Here is a 20,543-nt window from a genome sequence, read left to right on the forward strand (position 1 = left end):
ATGAATCAGTGCGTGTTGGCAGGTCCACCAATGGCATCGTCACCCGACTCTGAATCACCGGAGGCAGCAGCGCCATTGCCCGGCCCTTGGTCTCGCCAGTCTTTCGGCGGCCGCGGCTTGTGGCCACCCATGATGTCTTCGATCTGCGCCGCATCGATGGTTTCGTACTGCATCAACGCATCCGCCATCAGGTTCAGCTTGTCGCGATTGTCTTCCAAAATCTGCTTGGCGCGCCCGTAGCAGCTATCGATGATGGCCCGCACTTCGCGGTCGATTTCTTCCGCCGTTTGCTCAGACATATGCTTACGTTGACCCATCTGCTTACCGAGGAACACTTCGCCTTCTTCTTCCTCGTAAGCCAGCGGGCCCATTTTTTCACTCAGGCCCCACTTGGTCACCATGGAACGGGCCAACTTGGTGGCTCGCTCAATATCGTTGGAGGCACCCGTGGTGACACCATCAAAGCCCAGCGTCATTTCTTCGGCAATACGACCGCCGAAGAGGGAGCAGATTGACGACTCCAGGCCGCGCTTGGACAGGGAGTACTTATCTTCTTCCGGCAGGTACATGGTCACGCCCAGCGCACGACCTCGCGGAATAATGCTCACCTTGTAGACCGGGTCATGCTCCGGCACCAAACGCCCCACAATGGCGTGGCCCGACTCATGGAAGGCCGTGTTCAGCTTTTCTTTCTCATTCATCACCATGGAGCGGCGTTCGGCGCCCATCAGGATCTTGTCCTTGGCTTTCTCGAACTCTTCCATGGAAACCATGCGCTTGTTGGCACGGGCAGCAAACAGGGCCGCTTCGTTAACCAGGTTGGCCAAGTCCGCACCGGAGAACCCAGGCGTACCACGGGCAATCAATGCCGGCTCCACATCATCAGAAATCGGCACCTGACGCATGTGCACTTTCAGTACATGTTCGCGGCCACGAATATCCGGCAACGGCACGGTCACCTGACGGTCGAAACGACCCGGGCGCAGCAAAGCTGGATCCAGCACGTCTGGGCGGTTAGTGGCGGCAATCACGATGATGCCTTCGTTGCCATCAAAACCGTCCATTTCCACCAGCAACTGGTTGAGTGTCTGCTCACGCTCATCGTGACCGCCGCCAACACCGGCCCCCCGGGAGCGGCCCACCGCATCAATTTCATCAATAAAGATGATGCACGGAGAATGCTTCTTAGCCTGCTCGAACATGTCGCGGACCCGGCTGGCGCCAACACCCACAAACATTTCCACAAAGTCCGAACCGGAAATACTGAAGAATGGCACCTTGGCCTCACCCGCAATGGCCTTGGCCAACAGGGTTTTACCGGTACCGGGAGAACCGACCATCAGCACGCCGCGGGGAATCTTGCCACCCAGACGCTGAAACTTGGCCGGGTCACGCAGAAATTCAACCAACTCCTGCACTTCTTCCTTGGCTTCTTCCACGCCCGCCACATCGGCAAAGGTGGTTTTAATCTGATCCTCACCCAGCAGCTTGGCCTTGGACTTACCGAATGTCATCGGCCCGCCGCCGCCTTTACCGCCGCCCTGCATCTGGCGCATAAAGAAGATAAAGATGGCCAAAATCAGCAAAATCGGCAGCACCGACAAGAACAGCTGGGTCAGGAAGCCCTGACGCTGAGGCTCCAAGCCCACCACATTGACACCATTCTGGATCAACGTGGGCATCAGATTGGTGTCCAGCGTCGGCGGTTTCACCGTGCGGAACTCGCCGCCATCCGAATAGGTCCCGGTAATCGTGCTTTCGCCGATCTTCGCTTCCTGCACCTTGCCGTCCTCTACCCGCGAAATAAAGGTGGAGTAAGGCACATCGGTGGTTGCAGGCTGGGTACTGAGACTGGATGCCACCACGTACAGAACGCCGGCAATCACCAGCCACAGCACAATATTCTTGGTCATGTCGTTCAAGGGAGACCTCGATTAATCCGGGCGCTCGCGCGCACACTAACGTCGTTACACCTTACACCATTTGCCAGAAGCAACGTAATGCCGGTTCGGACAGGAATATAGCCATTTTACGGCTTTTTCACGGCCTATTTCAGGCCAAAGCCCAACTGGTAGACCTCGGTGGAGCGAGCCCGGCTGGCTGCCGGCTTGCGACTGACCACGCGCTTGAAACGACTTTGCAACGCTTTGCGGTAGTCTTCAAACCCCTCCCCCTGGAATACCTTGACCAGAAACAGGCCATCGGGTTCCAACACTCGCTCAGCCATATCCAGCGCCAACTCCGCCAGATACATGGCTCGCGGCTGATCCACCGCGCTGTTACCACTCATATTGGGGGCCATGTCAGACATTACAAGGTCTGCCCGCTGATCCCCCAGCGCCGCAAGAATTTGCTCATAGACCGCCTCTTCACGAAAATCGCCTTCGATAAAGGTCACATCCGGCAGCGCATCCATGGCAAGAATATCACTGGCAATGACCGTGCCCTTGCCGCCGATTAGCTGCCCTGCCACCTGGCTCCAGCCCCCCGGCGCGGCACCAAGATCCAACACCTTCATGCCCGGCCGGAACAAACGGTCCTTTTCGTGCATTTCCAACAGTTTGAAGCTGGCCCGGGAGCGGTAACCCTGCTCCTGGGCCTTGGCCACCCACGGATCATTGAAGTGCTCTTTCAACCAGGCCTTACTGGTCTTGGAACGACTGGACTTCGCCATGAGCCACTTTCTCCTGAATTCTCTGTATTCTCTCGCAATAACACACGCACACGATGGCTGCTTTTCCGCCGGCTAATCCGTAGAATACGCGCACAGCAACCCTTTCTGGAGCTACACCGTGCCGCTATCTACCCAGGACATCAAACGGTTACGCCGTATTGGTCACCACCTGAAACCCGTTCTGATCTTTGGCGACAAGGGACTCAGCGACAACTTCGTGGAAGAACTCAACCTGCGCCTGGAAGATCACGAGCTGATCAAGGTGAAGGTTAACGCAGAAACCCGCGAGGACCGCGCCGCCATTGTGCAAGCGCTCACTGAGAAAGGCAGCGCCGAGCTAATCCAGCGCATCGGCAACATCGCCCTGCTCTACCGCCCGGCCCAGAAACCCAGCGCAAAACTGTCCAATGTCCTGCGGTATCAGAACGCTTAAGAGCCGCTCTCACGCTGGCAGGCTACACGCAACACGCGACAGACATGAAAAAGGCGACGTTTAACGTCGCCTTTTTTGCGTGCTGCGTGCAAGCGTGACGCATGCAAGCGGCTAGATATGCTCTACCTTGTCGACTTCATATTCGCGGGTGCCGCCCGGGGTGTCGATCTGCACCACATCCCCTTCCTCACGGCCGATCAGGCCGCGGGCAATCGGTGAGTTCACACTCAGCTTGCCCTGCTTGATGTTCGCTTCGTCGTCGCCAACAATCTGATAGACCTTGGTTTCGTCCGTATCCACATCGATGATGGTAACGGTCACACCGAAAATCACCTTGCCGATGTTTTCAATATCCTGAATATCGATAATCTGCGCATTGGAGAGCTTACCCTCAATGTCGCCAATACGGCCTTCACAAAAACCCTGTTGCTCACGGGCAGCGTGATATTCAGCATTTTCCTTCAGGTCGCCGTGTTCACGGGCTTCTGCAATCGCAGCAGAAATACGCGGGCGATCTTCTTTTTTCAGTTTTTCCAGTTCCTCGCGCAGGGCTTTCGCACCCTTGGCGGTCATCGGTACACGTTGCATAGTTATCCTCGCATCTTTTAACAGGCGGAAAATACCCTGTTAACGGAACCGCCCGGAGCACTCTGCTCCGAGCGCTCCCGACGACGATTTATTTCATTTCGGCATGCAGATCCTGCAAGCGACGAACAGTGGGCTCACCACTGATACCCAGTGCCTGGCACACCGCGTGGGCGGCGGCGATAGTGGTGGTATAGAACACCTTGTGCTGCAGCGCCGAACGACGAATCGCAAAGGAATCGCGGGTCGCTTGCTTGCCCTCAGTGGTGTTCACGATCAGGGCGATCTGGTCGTTCTTGATCATGTCCACAATATGCGGACGCCCCTCCAGCACCTTGTTCACCACCTTCACCTCAAGGCCCGCCGCTTCCAGTACCTTGGCAGTACCTTTGGTGGCAACCAGACTAAAGCCGCGCTCGTTCAACATACGCGCCACTTCCACGGACGCAGGCTTGTCGACTTCGCGCACGGAGATAAACGCTGTACCCGTTTCCGGCAGCATTTCACCCGCGCCCAAAGACGCCTTGCCAAAGGCTTCCGCAAAGGTCGCACCGACACCCATGACTTCCCCGGTGGACTTCATTTCCGGGCCCAGGATCGGATCGACTTTCGGGAACTTGGCAAACGGGAACACCGCTTCTTTCACAAAGTAGTGCTGCGGTTTGACCTCTTCGGTGAAACCTTGTTCCTTGAGACTCGTACCCGCCATGCAGCGAGCCGCCACTTTGGCCAAGGAGACCCCGATGCACTTGGACACATAGGGCACAGTCCGGGCAGCACGCGGATTCACTTCCAGCACATACACCTCACCACTCTTCACGGCGAACTGCACATTCATCAAGCCAATCACGCCCAGCTCCAGCGCCATGTCGGCCGCTTGCTGGCGCATCACATCCTGCACCTCATCATCCAACGAGTACGGCGGCAAGGAACAGGCGGAATCACCGGAGTGCACGCCGGCCTGTTCGATATGCTGCATGATGCCGCCGATGACCACATCGGTGCCGTCACAGACCGCATCCACGTCCACTTCGATGGCATCGTCCAGGAAACGATCCAGCAATACTGGAGAATCGTTGGACACGGAGACCGCGTTCATCATGTAGTTGCGCAGTTCCGCTTCGCTGTAAACAATCTCCATGGCACGGCCGCCCAACACATAGGAAGGACGCACCACCAGCGGGTAACCAATTTCTTCCGCCAGACGCACACCGTCTTCCATGGAGCGAGCAGTACGGTTAGGCGGCTGCTTCAGGCCAAGCTTGTTAACCATCTGCTGAAAACGCTCACGGTCTTCCGCTTCATCGATGGCATCCGGCGGCGTGCCGATAATCGGCACGCCAGCGGCTTGCAGGGCACGGGCCAGCTTCAGCGGGGTCTGCCCGCCATACTGAACGATCACACCCTTGGGCTTTTCTTTCGCCACGATGGCCAGCACGTCTTCCAGCGTAACCGGCTCGAAGTACAAGCGATCGGAGGTATCGTAATCGGTGGACACGGTCTCCGGGTTACAGTTGACCATGATGGCTTCGTAACCGTCTTCCTTCATGGCAAAGGCCGCGTGCACACAGCAGTAATCGAACTCGATGCCCTGACCGATCCGGTTGGGGCCACCGCCGATGACCATGATCTTGTCACGGTCTGTCGGGTTGGATTCGCACTCTTCGTCGTAGCTGGAGTACATGTAGGCCGTGTCGGTAGCGAATTCCGCCGCACAGGTATCTACCCGCTTGTAGATCGGCAGCACACCCAGCTCTTCACGCTTGCCGCGCACGTCGGCTTCCTTCACGCCCAGCAGTTGCGCCAGGCGAGCATCGGAAAAACCTTTGCGCTTGAGCGCATAGAGGCTGTCGCGGGTCAGGCTGCTGAAGGTGCTATCAGCCAGTTGCTGCTCGGCACGGATCAGATCTTCGATCTGCACCAGGTACCAGCGATCAATCTTGGTGATGCCAAACACATCGTCCACGGTCATGCCGACACGGAACGCATCGCCAACGATCCAGATACGCTCCGGGCCCGGCGTGGACAGCAACTGCGCTACCTGCTCGCGGGCGTCCGGTGCCGCCGGATCAACATGGGGATCGAAACCAATAGACTCGGTTTCCAGGCCACGCAGCGCTTTCTGTACCGATTCCTGGAAGTTGCGGCCAATGGCCATCACTTCGCCCACGGACTTCATCTGGGTGGTCAGCACCGCATCCGCTTCGGCGAACTTCTCGAAGTTGAAGCGCGGGATTTTGGTGACCACGTAATCAATGGACGGCTCGAACGACGCCGGGGTCTTACCGCCGGTAATTTCGTTCTGCAGTTCGTCCAGGGTGTAGCCCACGGCCAGCTTGGCCGCCACCTTGGCGATCGGAAAGCCGGTGGCCTTGGACGCCAACGCGGAAGAACGGCTCACCCGCGGGTTCATCTCGATCACCACCATGCGCCCGTCGTCCGGGTTGATGCCGAACTGCACGTTGGAACCACCGGTTTCAACGCCGATTTCACGCAGCACCGCCAGTGAGGCGTCGCGCATGATCTGCAGCTCTTTATCGGTGAGCGTCTGGGCCGGCGCCACAGTGATGGAATCCCCGGTGTGCACACCCATGGGATCAAAGTTTTCAATGGTACAGACGATAATGCAGTTGTCCTTTTTGTCGCGGACCACTTCCATTTCGTACTCTTTCCAACCCAGTAAGGACTCATCAATCAACAGTTCATTGGTTGGCGACAAGTCCAGACCACGCTGGCAAATCTCTTCAAATTCTTCGCGGTTATACGCCACACCGCCGCCGGAGCCACCCATGGTAAAGCTGGGACGAATGATGCAAGGGAAACCTAGATCATCCAGGGCCGCACTGGCCTCTTCCATGTTGTGGGCAATGGCAGAGCGCGGACACTCCAGGCCAATCGCTTTCATCGCCTTGTCAAAGCGGGAGCGATCTTCCGCCTTGTCGATGGCATCTTCGGTGGCGCCGATCATCTCCACGCCGAACTCTTTCAGCACGCCATTGTGGTCTAGATCCAGCGCACAGTTCAGTGCGGTCTGGCCACCCATAGTGGGCAGCAGCGCGTCAGGGCGCTCCTTTTCGATGATCTTGGCCACGGTCTGCCAGGTGATCGGCTCGATATAGGTGGCGTCCGCCATGGCCGGGTCGGTCATGATGGTGGCCGGGTTGGAGTTCACCAGGATGACCCGGTAACCCTCTTCGCGCAGCGCCTTACATGCCTGGGCACCGGAGTAATCAAACTCACAGGCCTGGCCGATCACAATCGGGCCAGCGCCAATAATGAGGATGCTTTTTAAATCACTTCTTTTCGGCATAGTCACTAACCGTCAGACGTTAATTTCAATTGCCAGCGCGTCAGACGTCGAACGTCGGACGTCAGACGCTTATTTTGCTTGCATGAGCTCGATAAAATGATCGAACAGCGGCGCGCAATCGCGCGGCCCCGGGCTCGCTTCCGGGTGACCCTGAAAGCTGAAGGCCGGCACGTCAGTGCGCTCGATGCCCTGCAAGGTGCCATCAAACAGCGACACATGAGTCACTTTCAGGTTATCCGGCAAGGTATCGATATCCACCGCAAAACCATGGTTCTGGCTGGTGATCATCACCGTGTCATCCGCCAGGGTTTTCACCGGGTGGTTAGCACCATGATGGCCGGTCGCCATCTTCATGGACTTGGCACCACTGGCCAGGGCCAGCAACTGGTGCCCCAGGCAGATACCGAACACCGGCAACCCGGTGGCAACAATTTCCTGAATCGCGGCAATGGCATAGTCGCAAGGCTCCGGGTCACCCGGGCCGTTGGACAAAAATACACCATCCGGATTCATGGCCAGCACCTCGGATGCGGGCGTTTGCGCCGGCACCACGGTGAGCTTGCAGCCACGCTCGGCCAGCATGCGCAGAATGTTGCGCTTCACGCCGTAGTCGTAGGCCACCACATGGAAACGGGTATCGGTCTGCTCGGTGTGCCCCTTCACCAGATCCCAGGTGGACTCCGTCCAGCTGTAGCTCTCGGCAACGGTGACTTCCTTGGCCAGGTCCATGCCTTTCAGGCCGGGAAAGCCTTTGGCTGCCGCCAGCGCTTGCGCTTCATCAATGTTCTCGCCGGCCAGAATGCAGCCATTCTGGGCGCCCTTGTCACGAAGAATACGCGTCAGGCGACGGGTATCAATGTCGGCAATGGCGACAATATTGTTTTCACGCAGATAATCCGGAAGAGACTGCTCACTACGCCAGTTGCTCACTGTCATGGCCAGATCGCGAATCACCAGGCCTGCGGCCCAGATTCGGGAGGACTCTTCGTCCTCGGCAGTGACGCCAGTGTTACCGATATGCGGATAGGTAAGGGTTACAATCTGCTGGGCATAGGAAGGATCCGTCAGGATCTCCTGATAGCCAGTCATGGCGGTGTTAAACACCACCTCACCCACGGTTTCACCCGTGGCACCGATTGCAACACCCCGAAAGATGCTTCCGTCTTCAAGAGCGAGAATGGCGGGAACCGTCAACGCAACCTCCAGGCTGATAGGGAATAGGGAGATCTGCGGCGGGTGCGCTCGCAAAAAAGCGAGATGGATTCCTCCACCTCGCTTTTTCTAAATTCTTCATTCGGCGCCCCGCACGCCCATCACGGGCTGCGCGCTATTTTAGGGCTTTGTGGCCCCGCTGTCACGCAGCAATCCCGTTGATAGACCAGTGGCAGGCTCAGGCCTTGCCCCAACCGGCACTTTCACCGGCCAGACCCAACACATCCTGCATGTCGAACAGGCCTTTGTCATGCCCAGCCAGCCACGCAGAAGCCCGCACGGCGCCGCGCCCGAAGGACATGCGACTGGACGCCTTGTGGGTAATCTCCACCCGCTCACCTTCAGCGGCGAACATCACCGTATGATCACCGACAATGTCACCGGCGCGAATGGTCTCGAAGCCAATGGTGTGGCGCTCACGCTCCCCGGTGCGGCCTTCACGGCCATACACGGCGCATTCATTCAGGTCGCGCCCCAGAGTCTGGGCCACCACTTCACCCATGCGCAGCGCGGTGCCAGACGGCGCATCGATCTTGTGGCGGTGATGCGCCTCGATGACTTCAATATCCACCTCATCACCCATGATCTGGGCGGCAGTCTCCAGCAGTTTGAAGCACAGGTTCACACCAATGGAATAATTCGGCGCGAAACAGATGGCAATATCTTCGCTGGCGGCGCGCAGGGCCGCTTTCTGGCTGTCATCCAAGCCGGTGGTGCCGATCACCAACTTGGTGCCCGCCGCCCGGCAAACCTCAAGATTTTTTACCGTGGCTTCCGGCACAGTGAAGTCGATGAACACATCCGCATCGTTCACCACCTTGGCCAGGTCATCCGCCAGCAACACACCACTGCTGCCCTGCCCCACCAGCTCACCGGCATCCGCACCGATCAAACTGGAACCGGGCACATCCACCGCCGCCGCCAAGGTGGTGTCCGGGTTGGCCAGGGTCGCCTCGATCAGAATTCGCCCCATGCGACCGGCAGCGCCGATAATACCTACTTTCATGGTGTCTCCTTGATTAAACGCCGGACGCCAGACACCGGACGCCGGACGCCCCACCCAGCACCCCATGGGGAAAGGTTAAGCGTCCGGCATCCGACGTCCGGCATCAAGCGGGCTATTCTACCAGAAAGGGCGACAGGGTCACCGCGCGCAAATGCGCTCTTTGTGACAGCCCCCAAACAGGCTCCTCGCGAAATTGAGGAACGTCCGAGCGTATAATTTCCGGCTTCCGGGTTTCACGCAACGGCAACCGAATGCCTGACGCAAGCAAGCAGTACGAACCGAAAGACGCCATACCCACAATCAATACACAAAAAAGCCCGGAGCGGAAACCGCGCCGGGCTTTTTTCCATCACGGCAAAGCTTACTTGGTATCGAAGAACCGTTTCACGCCTTCGAACCAGTTGCTCTTGCGCGGGTTGTGGCGGTTGCCGCCGCTTTCCAGGGATTCCTGGAATTTGCGCAACAAGTCTTTCTGCTCGCCAGACAGCTTGACCGGGGTTTCGATCACCACCTTGCAGAGCAGGTCACCCGGTGCGCCGCCGCGGACTGGTGCCACGCCTTTGCCGCGCAGGCGGAACAGTTTTCCGCTTTGGGTTTCCGCCGGCACTTTCAGTTTGACCTTGCCATTCAGGGTCGGCACATCCAGCTCTCCGCCCAGCGAAGCATCGACAAAACTGATCGGCACTTCGCAGTACAGATTGTCGCCGTCACGCTGGAAGATGTCGTGCTCACGCACCGCCACCTGTACGTACAGATCGCCGGATGGCGCGCCATGCATACCCGCCTCACCTTCACCGGCAAGGCGAATGCGATCACCGGTATCCACACCCGCAGGAATCTTCACCGACAGGGTTTTGGTATTCTGCACCCGGCCCTGGCCGCCACAGTTACCACAGGGATCCTTGATGATCTTGCCTTCACCCTTACAGGTGGGGCACGCCTGCTGCACGGTAAAGAAACCCTGCTGCATGCGAACCTGACCAACACCACCACAGGTAGAGCACGTTACCGGCTGGCTGCCCTCTTTCGCGCCAGTGCCATGGCAGACCTCACAGCCATCCCAGGTAGGGATGCGGATCTTTTCATCGCAACCGCGCACCGCCTGCTCCAGGCTCAGCTCCAGCGTATAACGCAGGTCTGCACCGCGAGCAGGGCCGCGACGCCCACCACCGGCGCCACCAAAGATGTCGCCAAAAATATCGCCGAAGATGTCACCAAAGCCACCACCGCCGAAGCCGCCGCCAGCACCGGCGCCACCACCCTGACCATTCACGCCGGCATGGCCGAACTGATCATAGGCCGCACGCTTCTGCTCATCGGCCAGCACTTCGTAGGCTTCTTTCGCTTCCTTGAATTTAGCCAAGGCGCCTTCGTCATCCGGATTACGGTCCGGATGATATTTCATCGCCAGGCGACGATAGGCTTTTTTCAGATCCTGGGCGCTGGCGTCTTTTGCCGCACCCAAGACTTCGTAATAATCACGCTTAGACATAGATAAGCCTTTGGCTTAGCCAGACGCCGAACGCCGGAGGCCAAACGCTCAACCTCGAAAGGTATCTGCGTTCAGCATCCGGCGTCGGGCGTCAGGCGTTACTTACTTCTTCTTGTCGTCGTCGACTTCTTCGAACTCGGCATCGACCACGTCATCACCCGCTTGCTGCTCGCCGCCTTCGGCGCCGGCGGCACCTTCAGCCTGCTGGGCCTGCTCGGCGTACATCTTCTCAGCCAGCGGCGCGGACACTTCAGACAGCGCCTTGATCTTGGCTTCGATGTCGTCCTTGTCGCTGCTCTTGGCGGCTTCTTCCAGCTCGTCCACGGCCTTGGTGATCGCTTCCTTCTCTTCGTCGGTCGCCTTATCGCCGGCTTCCTCAAGAGTCTTGCGAGTCGCGTGTACCAAGTGGTCCGCCTGGTTGCGGGTCTGCACCAGCTCTTCGAACTTCTTGTCTTCGTCCGCGTGGGCTTCGGCGTCCTGCACCATTTGTTCCACTTCCTCGTCGGACAAGCCGGAGGAGGCTTTAATCTGAATGGTCTGCTCTTTGCCGGTGGCCTTGTCTTTCGCGCCCACGTGCAAGATGCCGTTGGCGTCGATATCGAAGGTCACTTCGATCTGCGGCATGCCGCGCGGTGCCGGCGGAATATCTTCCAGGTTGAACTGGCCCAGCGACTTGTTCTGGGTCGCTTGCTTACGCTCACCCTGCAGCACATGCACGGTCACAGCTGTCTGGTTGTCATCGGCCGTGGAGAACACCTGCGACGCGTTGGTCGGGATAGTGGTGTTCTTCTCGATCAACGGCGTCATCACGCCACCCATGGTTTCAATACCCAGGGTCAGCGGCGTCACGTCCAGCAGCAGCACGTCGGTCACATCACCGCTCAGTACCGCACCTTGAATGGCAGCGCCCATGGCAACCGCTTCATCCGGGTTCACGTCCTTGCGCGGCTCTTTGCCGAAGAACTCAGTCACTTTCTGCTGAACCAGCGGCATACGGATCTGGCCACCGACCATAATCACGTCGGTAATGTCGGCCGCTTTTACGCCGGCGTCAGCCATTGCGGTTTTGCACGGCTCCAGGGAACGCGCCACCAGATCACCGACCAGCGCTTCCAATTTGGCGCGAGTCACTTTCACCACCAGGTGCTTGGGCCCGGTGCTGTCTGCAGTGATGTACGGCAGATTCACTTCAGTCTGCTCAGCGGAGGACAGCTCAATCTTGGCTTTCTCGGCCGCTTCTTTCAGACGCTGCATGGCCAGCGGGTCACCGCCCAGGTCAATGCCGGAGTCGGCTTTAAACTGGTCGGCCAGGAAGTTGATCAACGCCAGGTCGAAATCTTCACCTCCCAGGAAGGTGTCACCGTTGGTCGCCAGCACCTCAAACTGATGCTCGCCATCCACTTCGGCAATTTCGATGATGGAGATGTCGAAGGTACCGCCGCCCAGGTCATAAACCGCGATGGTACGGTCGCCGCCTTTCTTGTCCAGGCCATAGGCCAGGGCAGCAGCCGTCGGCTCGTTGATAATACGCTTCACGTCCAGACCCGCGATGCGGCCGGCATCCTTGGTGGCCTGGCGCTGGGAATCGTTGAAGTAAGCCGGCACGGTGATAACAGCCTCGGTGACCGTTTCACCCAGGTAATCTTCCGCGGTCTTCTTCATTTTCTTCAGCACTTGCGCAGAGATCTGCGGCGGCGCCATTTTCTCGCCTTTCACTTCTACCCAGGCATCGCCGTTGTCAGCCTTGGTGATCTTGTAGGGCACCATCTTGATGTCCTTCTGAACCACCTTGTCGTCAAAACGACGGCCGATCAGACGCTTCACCGCATACAGGGTGTTTTCCGGGTTGGTCACCGCCTGGCGCTTGGCCGACTGACCGACCAGGGTTTCCTTGTCGTCGGTGTAGGCGATGATGGACGGCGTAGTGCGCGCACCTTCTGCGTTTTCAATAACCTTGGTCTTGTCACCTTCCAGCACGGCCACACAGCTGTTGGTCGTACCCAGGTCGATACCGATAATCTTACCCATAGTCGTTCTATCTCCTTCACACCAGCCGGGACCCTATCGGCGCCCCAGGCAGTTGAATTGTTAACTCGTCTGGCTCCTATATGGCGGTCGCTACCGCCATTTCAAGGGAGCCTGTTGATTTTGATCCAGCCTCAAGCATCAGCCATCGAGCCCGGGATCAGGGCGCTTTACTGACCACCACCCGTGCCGGGCGAATCAGGCGCCCATTGAGCTGATAGCCCTTTTCCAGCACCTCAATCACGGTGTTGGGGTCCACATCCGGGACCGGCACCATGGTCATGGCTTCGTGCAATTCCGGGTTGAACGGCTCATCCGCCGGGCTGATTTGCTCCAGGTTGTACCGGGCAAATGCATCCAGCAGGGATTTCAGCGTCAGCTCGATGCCTTCACGAGCCCCCTTCAGGGCCTCATCGTCCGCATCCAGCGCCGCCAAGCCACGCTCCAGGTTGTCCGCCACGCTCAGCAGGTCGCCGGCAAACTTCTCCAGGGCAAATTTGCGAGCATGCTGCACATCCCGCTCGGCACGCTTGCGCACGTTCTGGACTTCCGCCTGGGCACGGACATCCGCCTCGGCCAGGGCCTTCTTGACCTTGGCCAGCTCGGCATCCGCCTCAGCCAGCTTCTCGTCAGCAGTGGGTTCAGCCTGTTCAGCCTCTGCCTCTGCCTCTGCGGCCGCCGCAGCCTGCTGCTCTTCCACAGTCTCTACCTGCGGCTCGGCGCCTTTCTGTTCTTTTTCCTGCTCACTCATTACTCACTCCACATCCCCGACCGGGGCCTTATCTCAGGAAAGCCGGCGAATATATGGGAGCTATCGGGTGGGATTCAAGGGGGGAGGCAGGCAAGCTTCAAGCTTCAAGCGACAACGCGGGGCAGAAGGGGGCCATTCGTCCCACATTACCGCCCGCGATTCGCCCAGAAGAACCACCCTGACCCCGAATCGCGGCACTTACGTGTCGCAGAGCAAAACACCCTGAACCGCATTGCCGCTTGTAGCTTGTAGCTTGTAGCTTGTAGCTGATCTTAAAGCTGAGTGAGGGCCGCCGAGAGGATTTTGGCGGTGATATCCACGGTGGGAATGACTTTTTCGTAATCCATGCGGGTAGGCCCAACCACGGCCAGCACACCCGCCGGGCCGTTGTCCGCCTTGTAGGACGCGGAAATCAGCGAATAATCCTCAAACGGCTGGAAGCCGGATTCTCGGCCGATGAAAATCTGCACCCCATCCGCCTTGATGGAGCGCTCCAGCAAATGAAGGATGTCGCGCTTATGGTTAAAGGCATCGAAAAGGTTTCGCAGCTGCCCCAGATTTTCCGCCTCGGCAGTCTGAATCAGGTTGGATTCCCCGGACACCACATAATCGGAATCGGGCCGCTCGGTGCGCAGGGCCTTATCCGCCACTGCCACCGCCGTCTGCATCAGGGCATCCATCTGCTGGCGATCCGCATTCATGGTATTCAGCAAGCCATCGCAGATGCTATTTAAATCGCAGCCCGCATAGGTGTGGTTGATGTAATTGGCCGCCTGGCGCAACTCCACATCCCCGTAATCCCGATCGGTATGGATAATGCGGTTTTGCACTTCAGAACGGTTTACCACCAGCACCACCAGCACACGCTTGCCCGACAACGGCAGAAATTCCACCTGCCGCAGGGTCGACACCTCGCGGCGTGGCACCGCCACCAAGCCCGCCATCCGCGTCAGCTCTGCCAACGTCTTCGAGGCCTGGGCGATCAACTCCTGGGAGGACTGCTCCGGGGCCAGCAGCTGGCGCAGCTCTTTTTTCAGGTACCGGTGATCCGGGCGCTCCATGACACTGGTCGCCAACAGCGAATCCACGTACAGGCGATAGCCCAGCTCCGTGGGAATGCGCCCCGCCGAGGTATGTGGGCTACTCAGCACACCCAGCTCTTCCAGCTCCGACATGATGTTACGCACCGTAGCCGGGCTTACCGTCAGGCCGCTGCCACTGGCCAGCGTCTTCGAGCCCACCGGTTGGCCATCACGGATATGCCGCTCCACCAGCGTCATTAGCAGGCGTTGTTTTCGTTCGTTGAGATCCAGCTTTGCCATGGGGGTATATGTACCAGAAAATCGCCCCTCTATTATATAGAGAACTGCGACAGGGTTTCATTGAGCAAAGGGCTTACACTCTCCGCGCGAATCCCCTACCATTACCAATACTGACCATAAGAACAGTCGTTGCGGCAAGGGACCATCATGACCAACCAAAACCCGAACCTCCCCGACACAGCGCCAGGCGGCACCGCCCAGCGCCCGGCCAGGCCTGATCAGACCCAGAGCCCGACTGCTTAACATCGATTCGCCTGTTGCGGAGGAACACCATGCTGACACACTTGAGCGTTCGTCATTTTGCCACCGTTGACCAGCTGGAGCTGGAGCCAGAAAACGGGCTCACTGTCATCAGCGGCGAAACCGGGGCAGGCAAATCCGTGATCATCGACGCCCTTGGGCTCACCCTCGGGGATCGCGCCGATTCATCCATCGTTCGCCACGGCCACGACCGCGCCGAGGTGCTGGCCACTTTCGATGTCAGCCACAACCTGGCCGCGCGCCAATGGCTGGCCGAACGGGAACTGGACGATGAAGAACAGTGCTTGCTGCGCCGCACCGTGCGCGCAGACGGCCGCTCCCGGGCCTACGTCAACGGCACCCCCACCCCGCTAGCCGAAGTGCGCGAGCTGGGCGAGCGCCTGATCAGCATCCACAGCCAACACGAACATCAGGCACTGCTGAAAAAAGACGCCCACCGGCAGCTACTGGACAACTTTGCCGATGCACGGGATCTGGCCAACAACGTGCGCGAACACTGGCGCCACTGGCAAAAAGCCCGCCGCGCCCACGACGAGGCCCTCAACCAGGCCCGCGAGCAGAACGAAAAGGAAGAGCTGCTGCGCTTCCAGCTGGAAGAGCTGGACGCCCTCGCCCTGCAAGATGGCGAACTGGAGCAACTGGAACAGGAGCAACAACGGCTGGGCAACGCAGAAAGCCTGATCCGAACCTGTCAGCAGTCACTCAACGCCTTATACGAAGGCGAGGACGGCACCTGCAATGACCATCTTAGCCAGGTCAGCCACTGGCTGGATGATGCCCGCAACAACGACGACGGCCTGGGCAGCATTGCCGACACAGTAGAATCGGCCCGCCTGCAAGTAGAAGCCGCCGCCGATGATTTGCGCCATTATCTGGAAAAACTGGACCTGGACCCGGCACGCCTAAGCCAGCTGGAAGAGCGTCTGAGCCAGTGCTATACCTTGGCCCGCAAACACCGCATTCGCCCGGAAGAGCTGGTGGAACATCACAGCAACCTGCTGGCCGAGTCCGACGCGCTGGGCAACGTGGACGCCCATCTACACGCCTTGGCCGAACAGGAAAGCGCCGCCCAGCAACACTACATGGACAGCGCCCGCAAGCTCAGCAAGGCTCGCCGCAGTGCCGCCAAGACACTGAGCCAGCAGGTACAGAAACAACTGATCGCCCTGGGCATGAAAGCCGCCCAGCTGGATGCCCGCCTCAGCGAATGCAGCCCCACACTCGACGGCCTGGAAGACGTGGAATTCCTGTTTTCCGCCAACCCGGGCCAACCGCTCAAACCGCTGGGCAAAGTGGCGTCCGGTGGCGAGCTGTCACGGGTCAGCCTGGCTATTCAGGTTATCTGCGCGCGCAACCTGACCGTCCCCAGTCTGGTGTTCGACGAAGTGGATGTGGGCGTTGGCGGCGGTGTAGCCGAAATCGTTGGCCGGCTACTGCGTGAGCTAGGACAGCACGCCCAAGTGCTGTGCATTACCCACCAGCCACAGGTGGCCAGCCAAGGGCATCAGCACTGGCAAGTACACAAAATTCAGGGGGACGACACCACCCACACCCGCATTCAGGGCCTGGACGAAACCGCCCGGGTGGAGGAGCTGGCGCGCATGCTGGGCGGCGTGGAAATCACCGAATCCACCCGCAATCACGCCAAAGAGATGCTGAGCAAAGCCCAGGCAGCATAAAAAGAGACGCAACAGGCTTCACGGCGGCACCAAACCCTACACAGCCTTTGCGGGAGTGGTCGTTCGACCACGAAACCCAGCTCGCTGTTCGCCGGCTTTCGCGGTAGAACCATCGCTCCCACTGAACCGCCAGCACACGCAGATACGCCCCGCGCGTCGCGTGAAGCGTGCTGCGTGAGGAGTTACTATTTCTTCTTAGGCTTAACGTACAGCACCAGCGAGTGATCCACGATTTCGTAACCGTGCTCCTCGGCAATGGCGTGCTGGCGTTTTTCGATCACGTCATCCATAAACTCGATCACGTCACCGGTTTCCATGCACACCATATGGTCGTGATGGTCCTCATCGGCCAATTCGAACACGGCGGAGCCGCCTTCAAAGTTGTGGCGCAACACCATGCCGGCCTGCTCGAACTGAGTCAGCACGCGGTATACCGTGGCCAGCCCTACGTCTTCGCCGGAATCCATCAGTGACTTGTAGATGTCTTCCGCGCTCAGGTGGCGTTCTTCGGACTTTTCCAGCTGCTGCAGGATTTTCACCCGCGGCAGAGTCACTTTAAGGCCCGCTTTTCTGAGATCCTGATTATCCAATGCGTATGCTCCATCTGCCAATCAATGGCGGTTTTGAAAAAGGCGGGAAATCTGCACAACCGAGGCACCAGGGCGAACTCATCGCCCCGCTGGCTGTCCATGGAACAGGTCCAGACAGCCAGACCGGAGTTTGTCATAGGTTCCCAAGTCTGTATTATCGCCCGAACACTTAGCGAAGTCGAAAATCATGCCCCGCATTCTTGTTTCACTGACATTGATATCCCTTCTGGCCACCGCTGGCTGCAGCTCACTGCGCTTCCCCGGCGTTTATCGAATTGATATCCCGCAAGGCAACTTCGTCACCGAAGACATGCTCAGCGAACTGCAGCCTGGCATGTCGCCGGAGCAAGTGCGCTATGTTCTCGGGGCGCCCACCCTGGTGGACCCCTTCACCCCGGACCTGTGGCTCTATCCGATGACCTACCGACCCGGCAAGGGCGACAAGGTCAGCCAGACCATTTCCGTTTACTTCGAAAACGGCACTTACAGCCGCTACGAAGGCGAGGTGATCGACGATTTCAAGGCCAAGACCTCCGGCCGTAACGATCTGGAATTGCAACGCAAAGCCGCCGACCGCAAGGATGACGCCGAGTAAACGTCACTCTTTATCGCGCACCTTGCTGCCTCACCGCTACAGAGCTTCTCAGCCTTTGCCTGCAGAGGCTTTTTCTTTCGCCCGCTTCTTGCGGTTGAGCTTCGGGTCCGCCGTTAACGGGCGATAGATCTCTACCCGCTCTCCGGCTTTCAGCACATGCCCGGCGGGGTTGGCCACCACCTTGCCGAATACTCCCATCGGCGCCTTACCCAGTTCGAGATCGACAAACTGTTCATCGATTCCCGACAACCGGGCGGCCTCCAGCATGGTGGTGCCTTCAGGCACATCCAGGCCGATCAAACGCTGTTTTTCCGGCAATGCATAGGTCACTTCCACGTGAATCATCGCGTCACTCACTGGGTGGGCTCCACCGGCGCCGACGGCACCTCAGCGGTTTCAGCATCGTCGGCAGGCTCTGCCACCGGCGCGGGCACCTCGGTTTCGCCGCCAACGCCCGGCGCTTCAGACACCGCCGGCGCAACCGGCTCCGCCGCCTCCACCGCTGCGGCCTCATCGGCCGGGGCCAGCGCAGTCCAGATCGAGTACACAAACAGCGCCACCACCGCCGCCGGGGAGAAAATTCGCACCAGCGCGCGCCACACCAGATACAGTTTGAAGTTCTTGATGCCCAGCTCCTTGCGCGCCTGAGTCTCTTTCATCACCCAGCCAGCAAAGATGGCGATCAACAGGCCGCCCAAGGGCAACATCACGGTGGTAGACAGGAACTCCATATTGTCGAAGAAGGTGCCTGCCAGGAACGTATTATCCTTCCAAACATTGAACGACAACACCGAGCCCACGCCCAGCAACCAGGCCCCCAGCCCGACCACAATAGCGGCCTTGGCGCGGGTCAGCCCCTTTTCCACCAACCAGGCCACCACCGGCTCGCCCAGGCTAATGGACGAACTCCAGGCCGCACACACCACCAGCAGGAAGAACAGGGAACCGAACAACACACCGCCGGGGATATTGCCGAACGCCAGCGGCAAGGTCACAAACATCATGCCCGGTCCCTGACCTACTTCCAGGCCACCGGAGAACAGCAGCGGGAACATGGCCATGCCGGCACCCAGCGCCACCAGCGTATCGAGCACCGCAATAATCGCCACGGTAGAGAGAATCGATACCGGTTTCTTTTTCCCGGTTTTCGCGTCAGTCACCTCGCGGGGCATATAGGCCCCATAAGCCATAATCGCCCCCATCCCCAGGCTCAGCGTAAAGAACGCCTGCCCCACGGCCACCAACACGGCCTTGCCAGTGAGCTTGGAGAAATCAAATGCAAACAGGAAATGCATACCTTCACTAAAGCCGGGCGTGGTGGCCGCGTAGCCCACCAGCACCAGCAGCAGCACAAACAGCAGCGGCATCAGCACCTGCACGGCTTTTTCCAGCCCGCCTTTCACCCCGCGAGCCACCACCACCATAGTGAGCAACATGAATAGCGAGTGGTAACTCAACATTAACCAGGGGTTGGCCAGCATATTGTCAAAGTGCGCCTCGGACTGCGTCGCCGTAATCCCCTCAAAGGCACCCCGTGCCGCTTCCCAGGTGTAATACAACGCCCAGCTGGCCACCGCAGAATAAAACGACAGAATCAGAAACGCGGACAAGGCGCCCATAATCCCGATACCCGCCCAGCGCTGGGTGACTTTGCTCTCACCGGCAAGCTTGCGCATGGTGTTGATCGGGCTCAGCCCCCCCTTGCGGCCCAGCATCACCTCGGCGGCCATAATGGGGATCCCCACCACCGCAATACAAAGCAGGTACAGCAGCACAAAAGCACCGCCACCGTTTTCCCCGGTGATATACGGAAAGCGCCAGATGTTACCCAGCCCCACTGCCGACCCGGTCGCCGCCAAAATAAACACCCAGCGGCTGCCCCACATTCCATGGACCGACTTGTTTTCTTGCTTCATAACACCATTACTCTTGTTCGCGTGGCGGTATTGTCTTTTTTTTGGCAGGGCGGCTCAAGTGACAGCCGGTAACCCCGTAAACACGGGTAAGCCATCACCCACTCCGCAACGGCCATACAAGACAAACCGCTATCAGCCACTCACCCCTTGCTCTATAATCGCCGCCCTATGGGAAAAGCCAACAAAAAAGCCAAAGCACCGTCGGCCACCATTGCGCAAAACCGCAAGGCACGCCACGAATATCACCTGGAAGAGCACTTCGAAGCCGGCCTGGTATTGGAAGGTTGGGAAGTGAAATCCCTGCGTGCCGGCAAAGGCAACCTGACAGAAGCCTATGTCTTGCTGAAAAACGGCGAGGCCTTCCTGTTCGGTGCCCGTTTCGAGCCGCTCAACACCGCCAGCACCCACGTTAACCCTGACCCGACACGCACGCGCAAACTGCTGCTGCACCGTCGAGAGCTGGGGCGGGTATTTGGTGGCGTACAGAAAGACGGCTTCACCTGTGTGCCGGTGAGCCTGTACTGGAAGAAAGGGTTCGCCAAGTGCGACATCGCACTGGCCAAAGGCAAGCAGAAATTCGACAAGCGCGCCACAGAGAAAGAGCGCGACTGGAATCGCCAGAAGCAGCGCGTACTACGGCAGAGGTAACACCGTAAGGCGTCACCCACTGCCGCTGGGCACTGTCTCAGGCT

Annotated in this window: 17 protein-coding genes; 4 read left to right on the forward strand and 13 right to left on the reverse strand. The window is 58.8% G+C overall.

Annotation, left to right across the window (positions count from 1 at the left end; genetic code table 11):
* Positions 1-5: 5 nt before the first annotated feature.
* Complete coding sequence (gene ftsH, locus ABNH18_RS14150; protein ID WP_349383450.1) at positions 6-1,913, reverse strand: ATP-dependent zinc metalloprotease FtsH; 1,908 nt, start codon at positions 1,911-1,913, stop codon at positions 6-8.
* Between the two features lie 134 nt (positions 1,914-2,047).
* Positions 2,048-2,674 (reverse strand): 23S rRNA (uridine(2552)-2'-O)-methyltransferase RlmE, encoded by a 627-nt coding sequence (rlmE, locus tag ABNH18_RS14155; protein ID WP_349383451.1) that lies wholly within the window; start codon positions 2,672-2,674, stop codon positions 2,048-2,050.
* A 118-nt stretch (positions 2,675-2,792) separates the two neighbouring features.
* On the opposite strand from rlmE, the gene yhbY reads away from it, so the two are divergent.
* Complete coding sequence (gene yhbY, locus ABNH18_RS14160) at positions 2,793-3,107, forward strand: ribosome assembly RNA-binding protein YhbY (protein ID WP_349383452.1); 315 nt, start codon at positions 2,793-2,795, stop codon at positions 3,105-3,107.
* A 111-nt stretch (positions 3,108-3,218) separates the two neighbouring features.
* Here the strand turns inward: yhbY and greA are convergent, their stop codons facing one another.
* The 8 genes from greA to hrcA all read right to left on the reverse strand — a co-directional run bounded on the left by greA (position 3,219) and on the right by hrcA (position 14,810).
* Positions 3,219-3,695 (reverse strand): transcription elongation factor GreA, encoded by a 477-nt coding sequence (gene greA, locus ABNH18_RS14165; RefSeq protein ID WP_349383453.1) that lies wholly within the window; start codon positions 3,693-3,695, stop codon positions 3,219-3,221.
* Between the two features lie 88 nt (positions 3,696-3,783).
* Positions 3,784-7,002 carry a carbamoyl-phosphate synthase large subunit gene (gene carB / locus ABNH18_RS14170; RefSeq protein WP_349383454.1) on the reverse strand — a complete coding sequence of 1,073 codons (3,219 nt, stop codon included), beginning with the start codon at positions 7,000-7,002 and terminating at the stop codon, positions 3,784-3,786.
* Between the two features lie 69 nt (positions 7,003-7,071).
* A complete protein-coding gene (gene carA, locus ABNH18_RS14175) occupies positions 7,072-8,196 on the reverse strand; it encodes a glutamine-hydrolyzing carbamoyl-phosphate synthase small subunit (protein WP_349383455.1) in 1,125 nt (374 codons plus the stop codon).
* A gap of 196 nt (positions 8,197-8,392) precedes the next feature.
* Positions 8,393-9,220: a 4-hydroxy-tetrahydrodipicolinate reductase gene (gene dapB / locus ABNH18_RS14180; RefSeq protein WP_349383456.1), complete on the reverse strand. Its 828-nt coding sequence runs from the start codon at positions 9,218-9,220 to the stop codon at positions 8,393-8,395.
* 361 nt (positions 9,221-9,581) lie between these two features.
* The gene (gene dnaJ, locus ABNH18_RS14185; RefSeq protein ID WP_349383457.1) at positions 9,582-10,712 is read right to left on the reverse strand and encodes a molecular chaperone DnaJ; all 1,131 of its coding nucleotides are present in this window, start codon (positions 10,710-10,712) and stop codon (positions 9,582-9,584) included.
* Between the two features lie 102 nt (positions 10,713-10,814).
* Positions 10,815-12,740: a molecular chaperone DnaK gene (dnaK, locus tag ABNH18_RS14190; RefSeq protein ID WP_349383458.1), complete on the reverse strand. Its 1,926-nt coding sequence runs from the start codon at positions 12,738-12,740 to the stop codon at positions 10,815-10,817.
* A 157-nt stretch (positions 12,741-12,897) separates the two neighbouring features.
* Positions 12,898-13,488, reverse strand: a complete 591-nt coding sequence (gene grpE, locus ABNH18_RS14195) for a nucleotide exchange factor GrpE (RefSeq protein WP_349383459.1) — start codon at positions 13,486-13,488, stop codon at positions 12,898-12,900.
* A gap of 272 nt (positions 13,489-13,760) precedes the next feature.
* On the reverse strand, positions 13,761-14,810 hold the full coding sequence (gene hrcA / locus ABNH18_RS14200; RefSeq protein WP_349383460.1) for a heat-inducible transcriptional repressor HrcA: 1,050 nt from the start codon (positions 14,808-14,810) through the stop codon (positions 13,761-13,763).
* A gap of 272 nt (positions 14,811-15,082) precedes the next feature.
* On the opposite strand from hrcA, the gene recN reads away from it, so the two are divergent.
* A complete protein-coding gene (recN, locus tag ABNH18_RS14205) occupies positions 15,083-16,750 on the forward strand; it encodes a DNA repair protein RecN (protein ID WP_349383461.1) in 1,668 nt (555 codons plus the stop codon).
* A gap of 185 nt (positions 16,751-16,935) precedes the next feature.
* Here the strand turns inward: recN and fur are convergent, their stop codons facing one another.
* The gene (gene fur / locus ABNH18_RS14210) at positions 16,936-17,340 is read right to left on the reverse strand and encodes a ferric iron uptake transcriptional regulator (protein WP_349383462.1); all 405 of its coding nucleotides are present in this window, start codon (positions 17,338-17,340) and stop codon (positions 16,936-16,938) included.
* A 187-nt stretch (positions 17,341-17,527) separates the two neighbouring features.
* Here fur and ABNH18_RS14215 point away from each other — a divergent pair, with 187 nt between their 5' ends.
* Positions 17,528-17,935 (forward strand): outer membrane protein assembly factor BamE, encoded by a 408-nt coding sequence (locus tag ABNH18_RS14215; RefSeq protein ID WP_349383463.1) that lies wholly within the window; start codon positions 17,528-17,530, stop codon positions 17,933-17,935.
* Between the two features lie 48 nt (positions 17,936-17,983).
* On the opposite strand, the gene ABNH18_RS14220 is transcribed toward ABNH18_RS14215, so the two are convergent.
* Positions 17,984-18,292 (reverse strand): RnfH family protein, encoded by a 309-nt coding sequence (locus ABNH18_RS14220; protein WP_349383464.1) that lies wholly within the window; start codon positions 18,290-18,292, stop codon positions 17,984-17,986.
* On the reverse strand, positions 18,289-19,851 hold the full coding sequence (locus tag ABNH18_RS14225) for a sodium-dependent transporter (RefSeq protein ID WP_349383465.1): 1,563 nt from the start codon (positions 19,849-19,851) through the stop codon (positions 18,289-18,291). The genes ABNH18_RS14220 and ABNH18_RS14225 overlap by 4 nt, the downstream gene beginning before the upstream one ends.
* Positions 19,852-20,019: 168 nt before the next feature.
* Here ABNH18_RS14225 and smpB point away from each other — a divergent pair, with 168 nt between their 5' ends.
* A complete protein-coding gene (gene smpB / locus ABNH18_RS14230) occupies positions 20,020-20,499 on the forward strand; it encodes an SsrA-binding protein SmpB (protein ID WP_035459423.1) in 480 nt (159 codons plus the stop codon).
* The last annotated feature ends 44 nt before the right edge of the window (positions 20,500-20,543 follow it).

This window comes from Alcanivorax sp. (assembly GCF_040118815.1).
In the GTDB taxonomy this organism is placed as follows: Bacteria; Pseudomonadota; Gammaproteobacteria; order Pseudomonadales; family Alcanivoracaceae; genus Alcanivorax.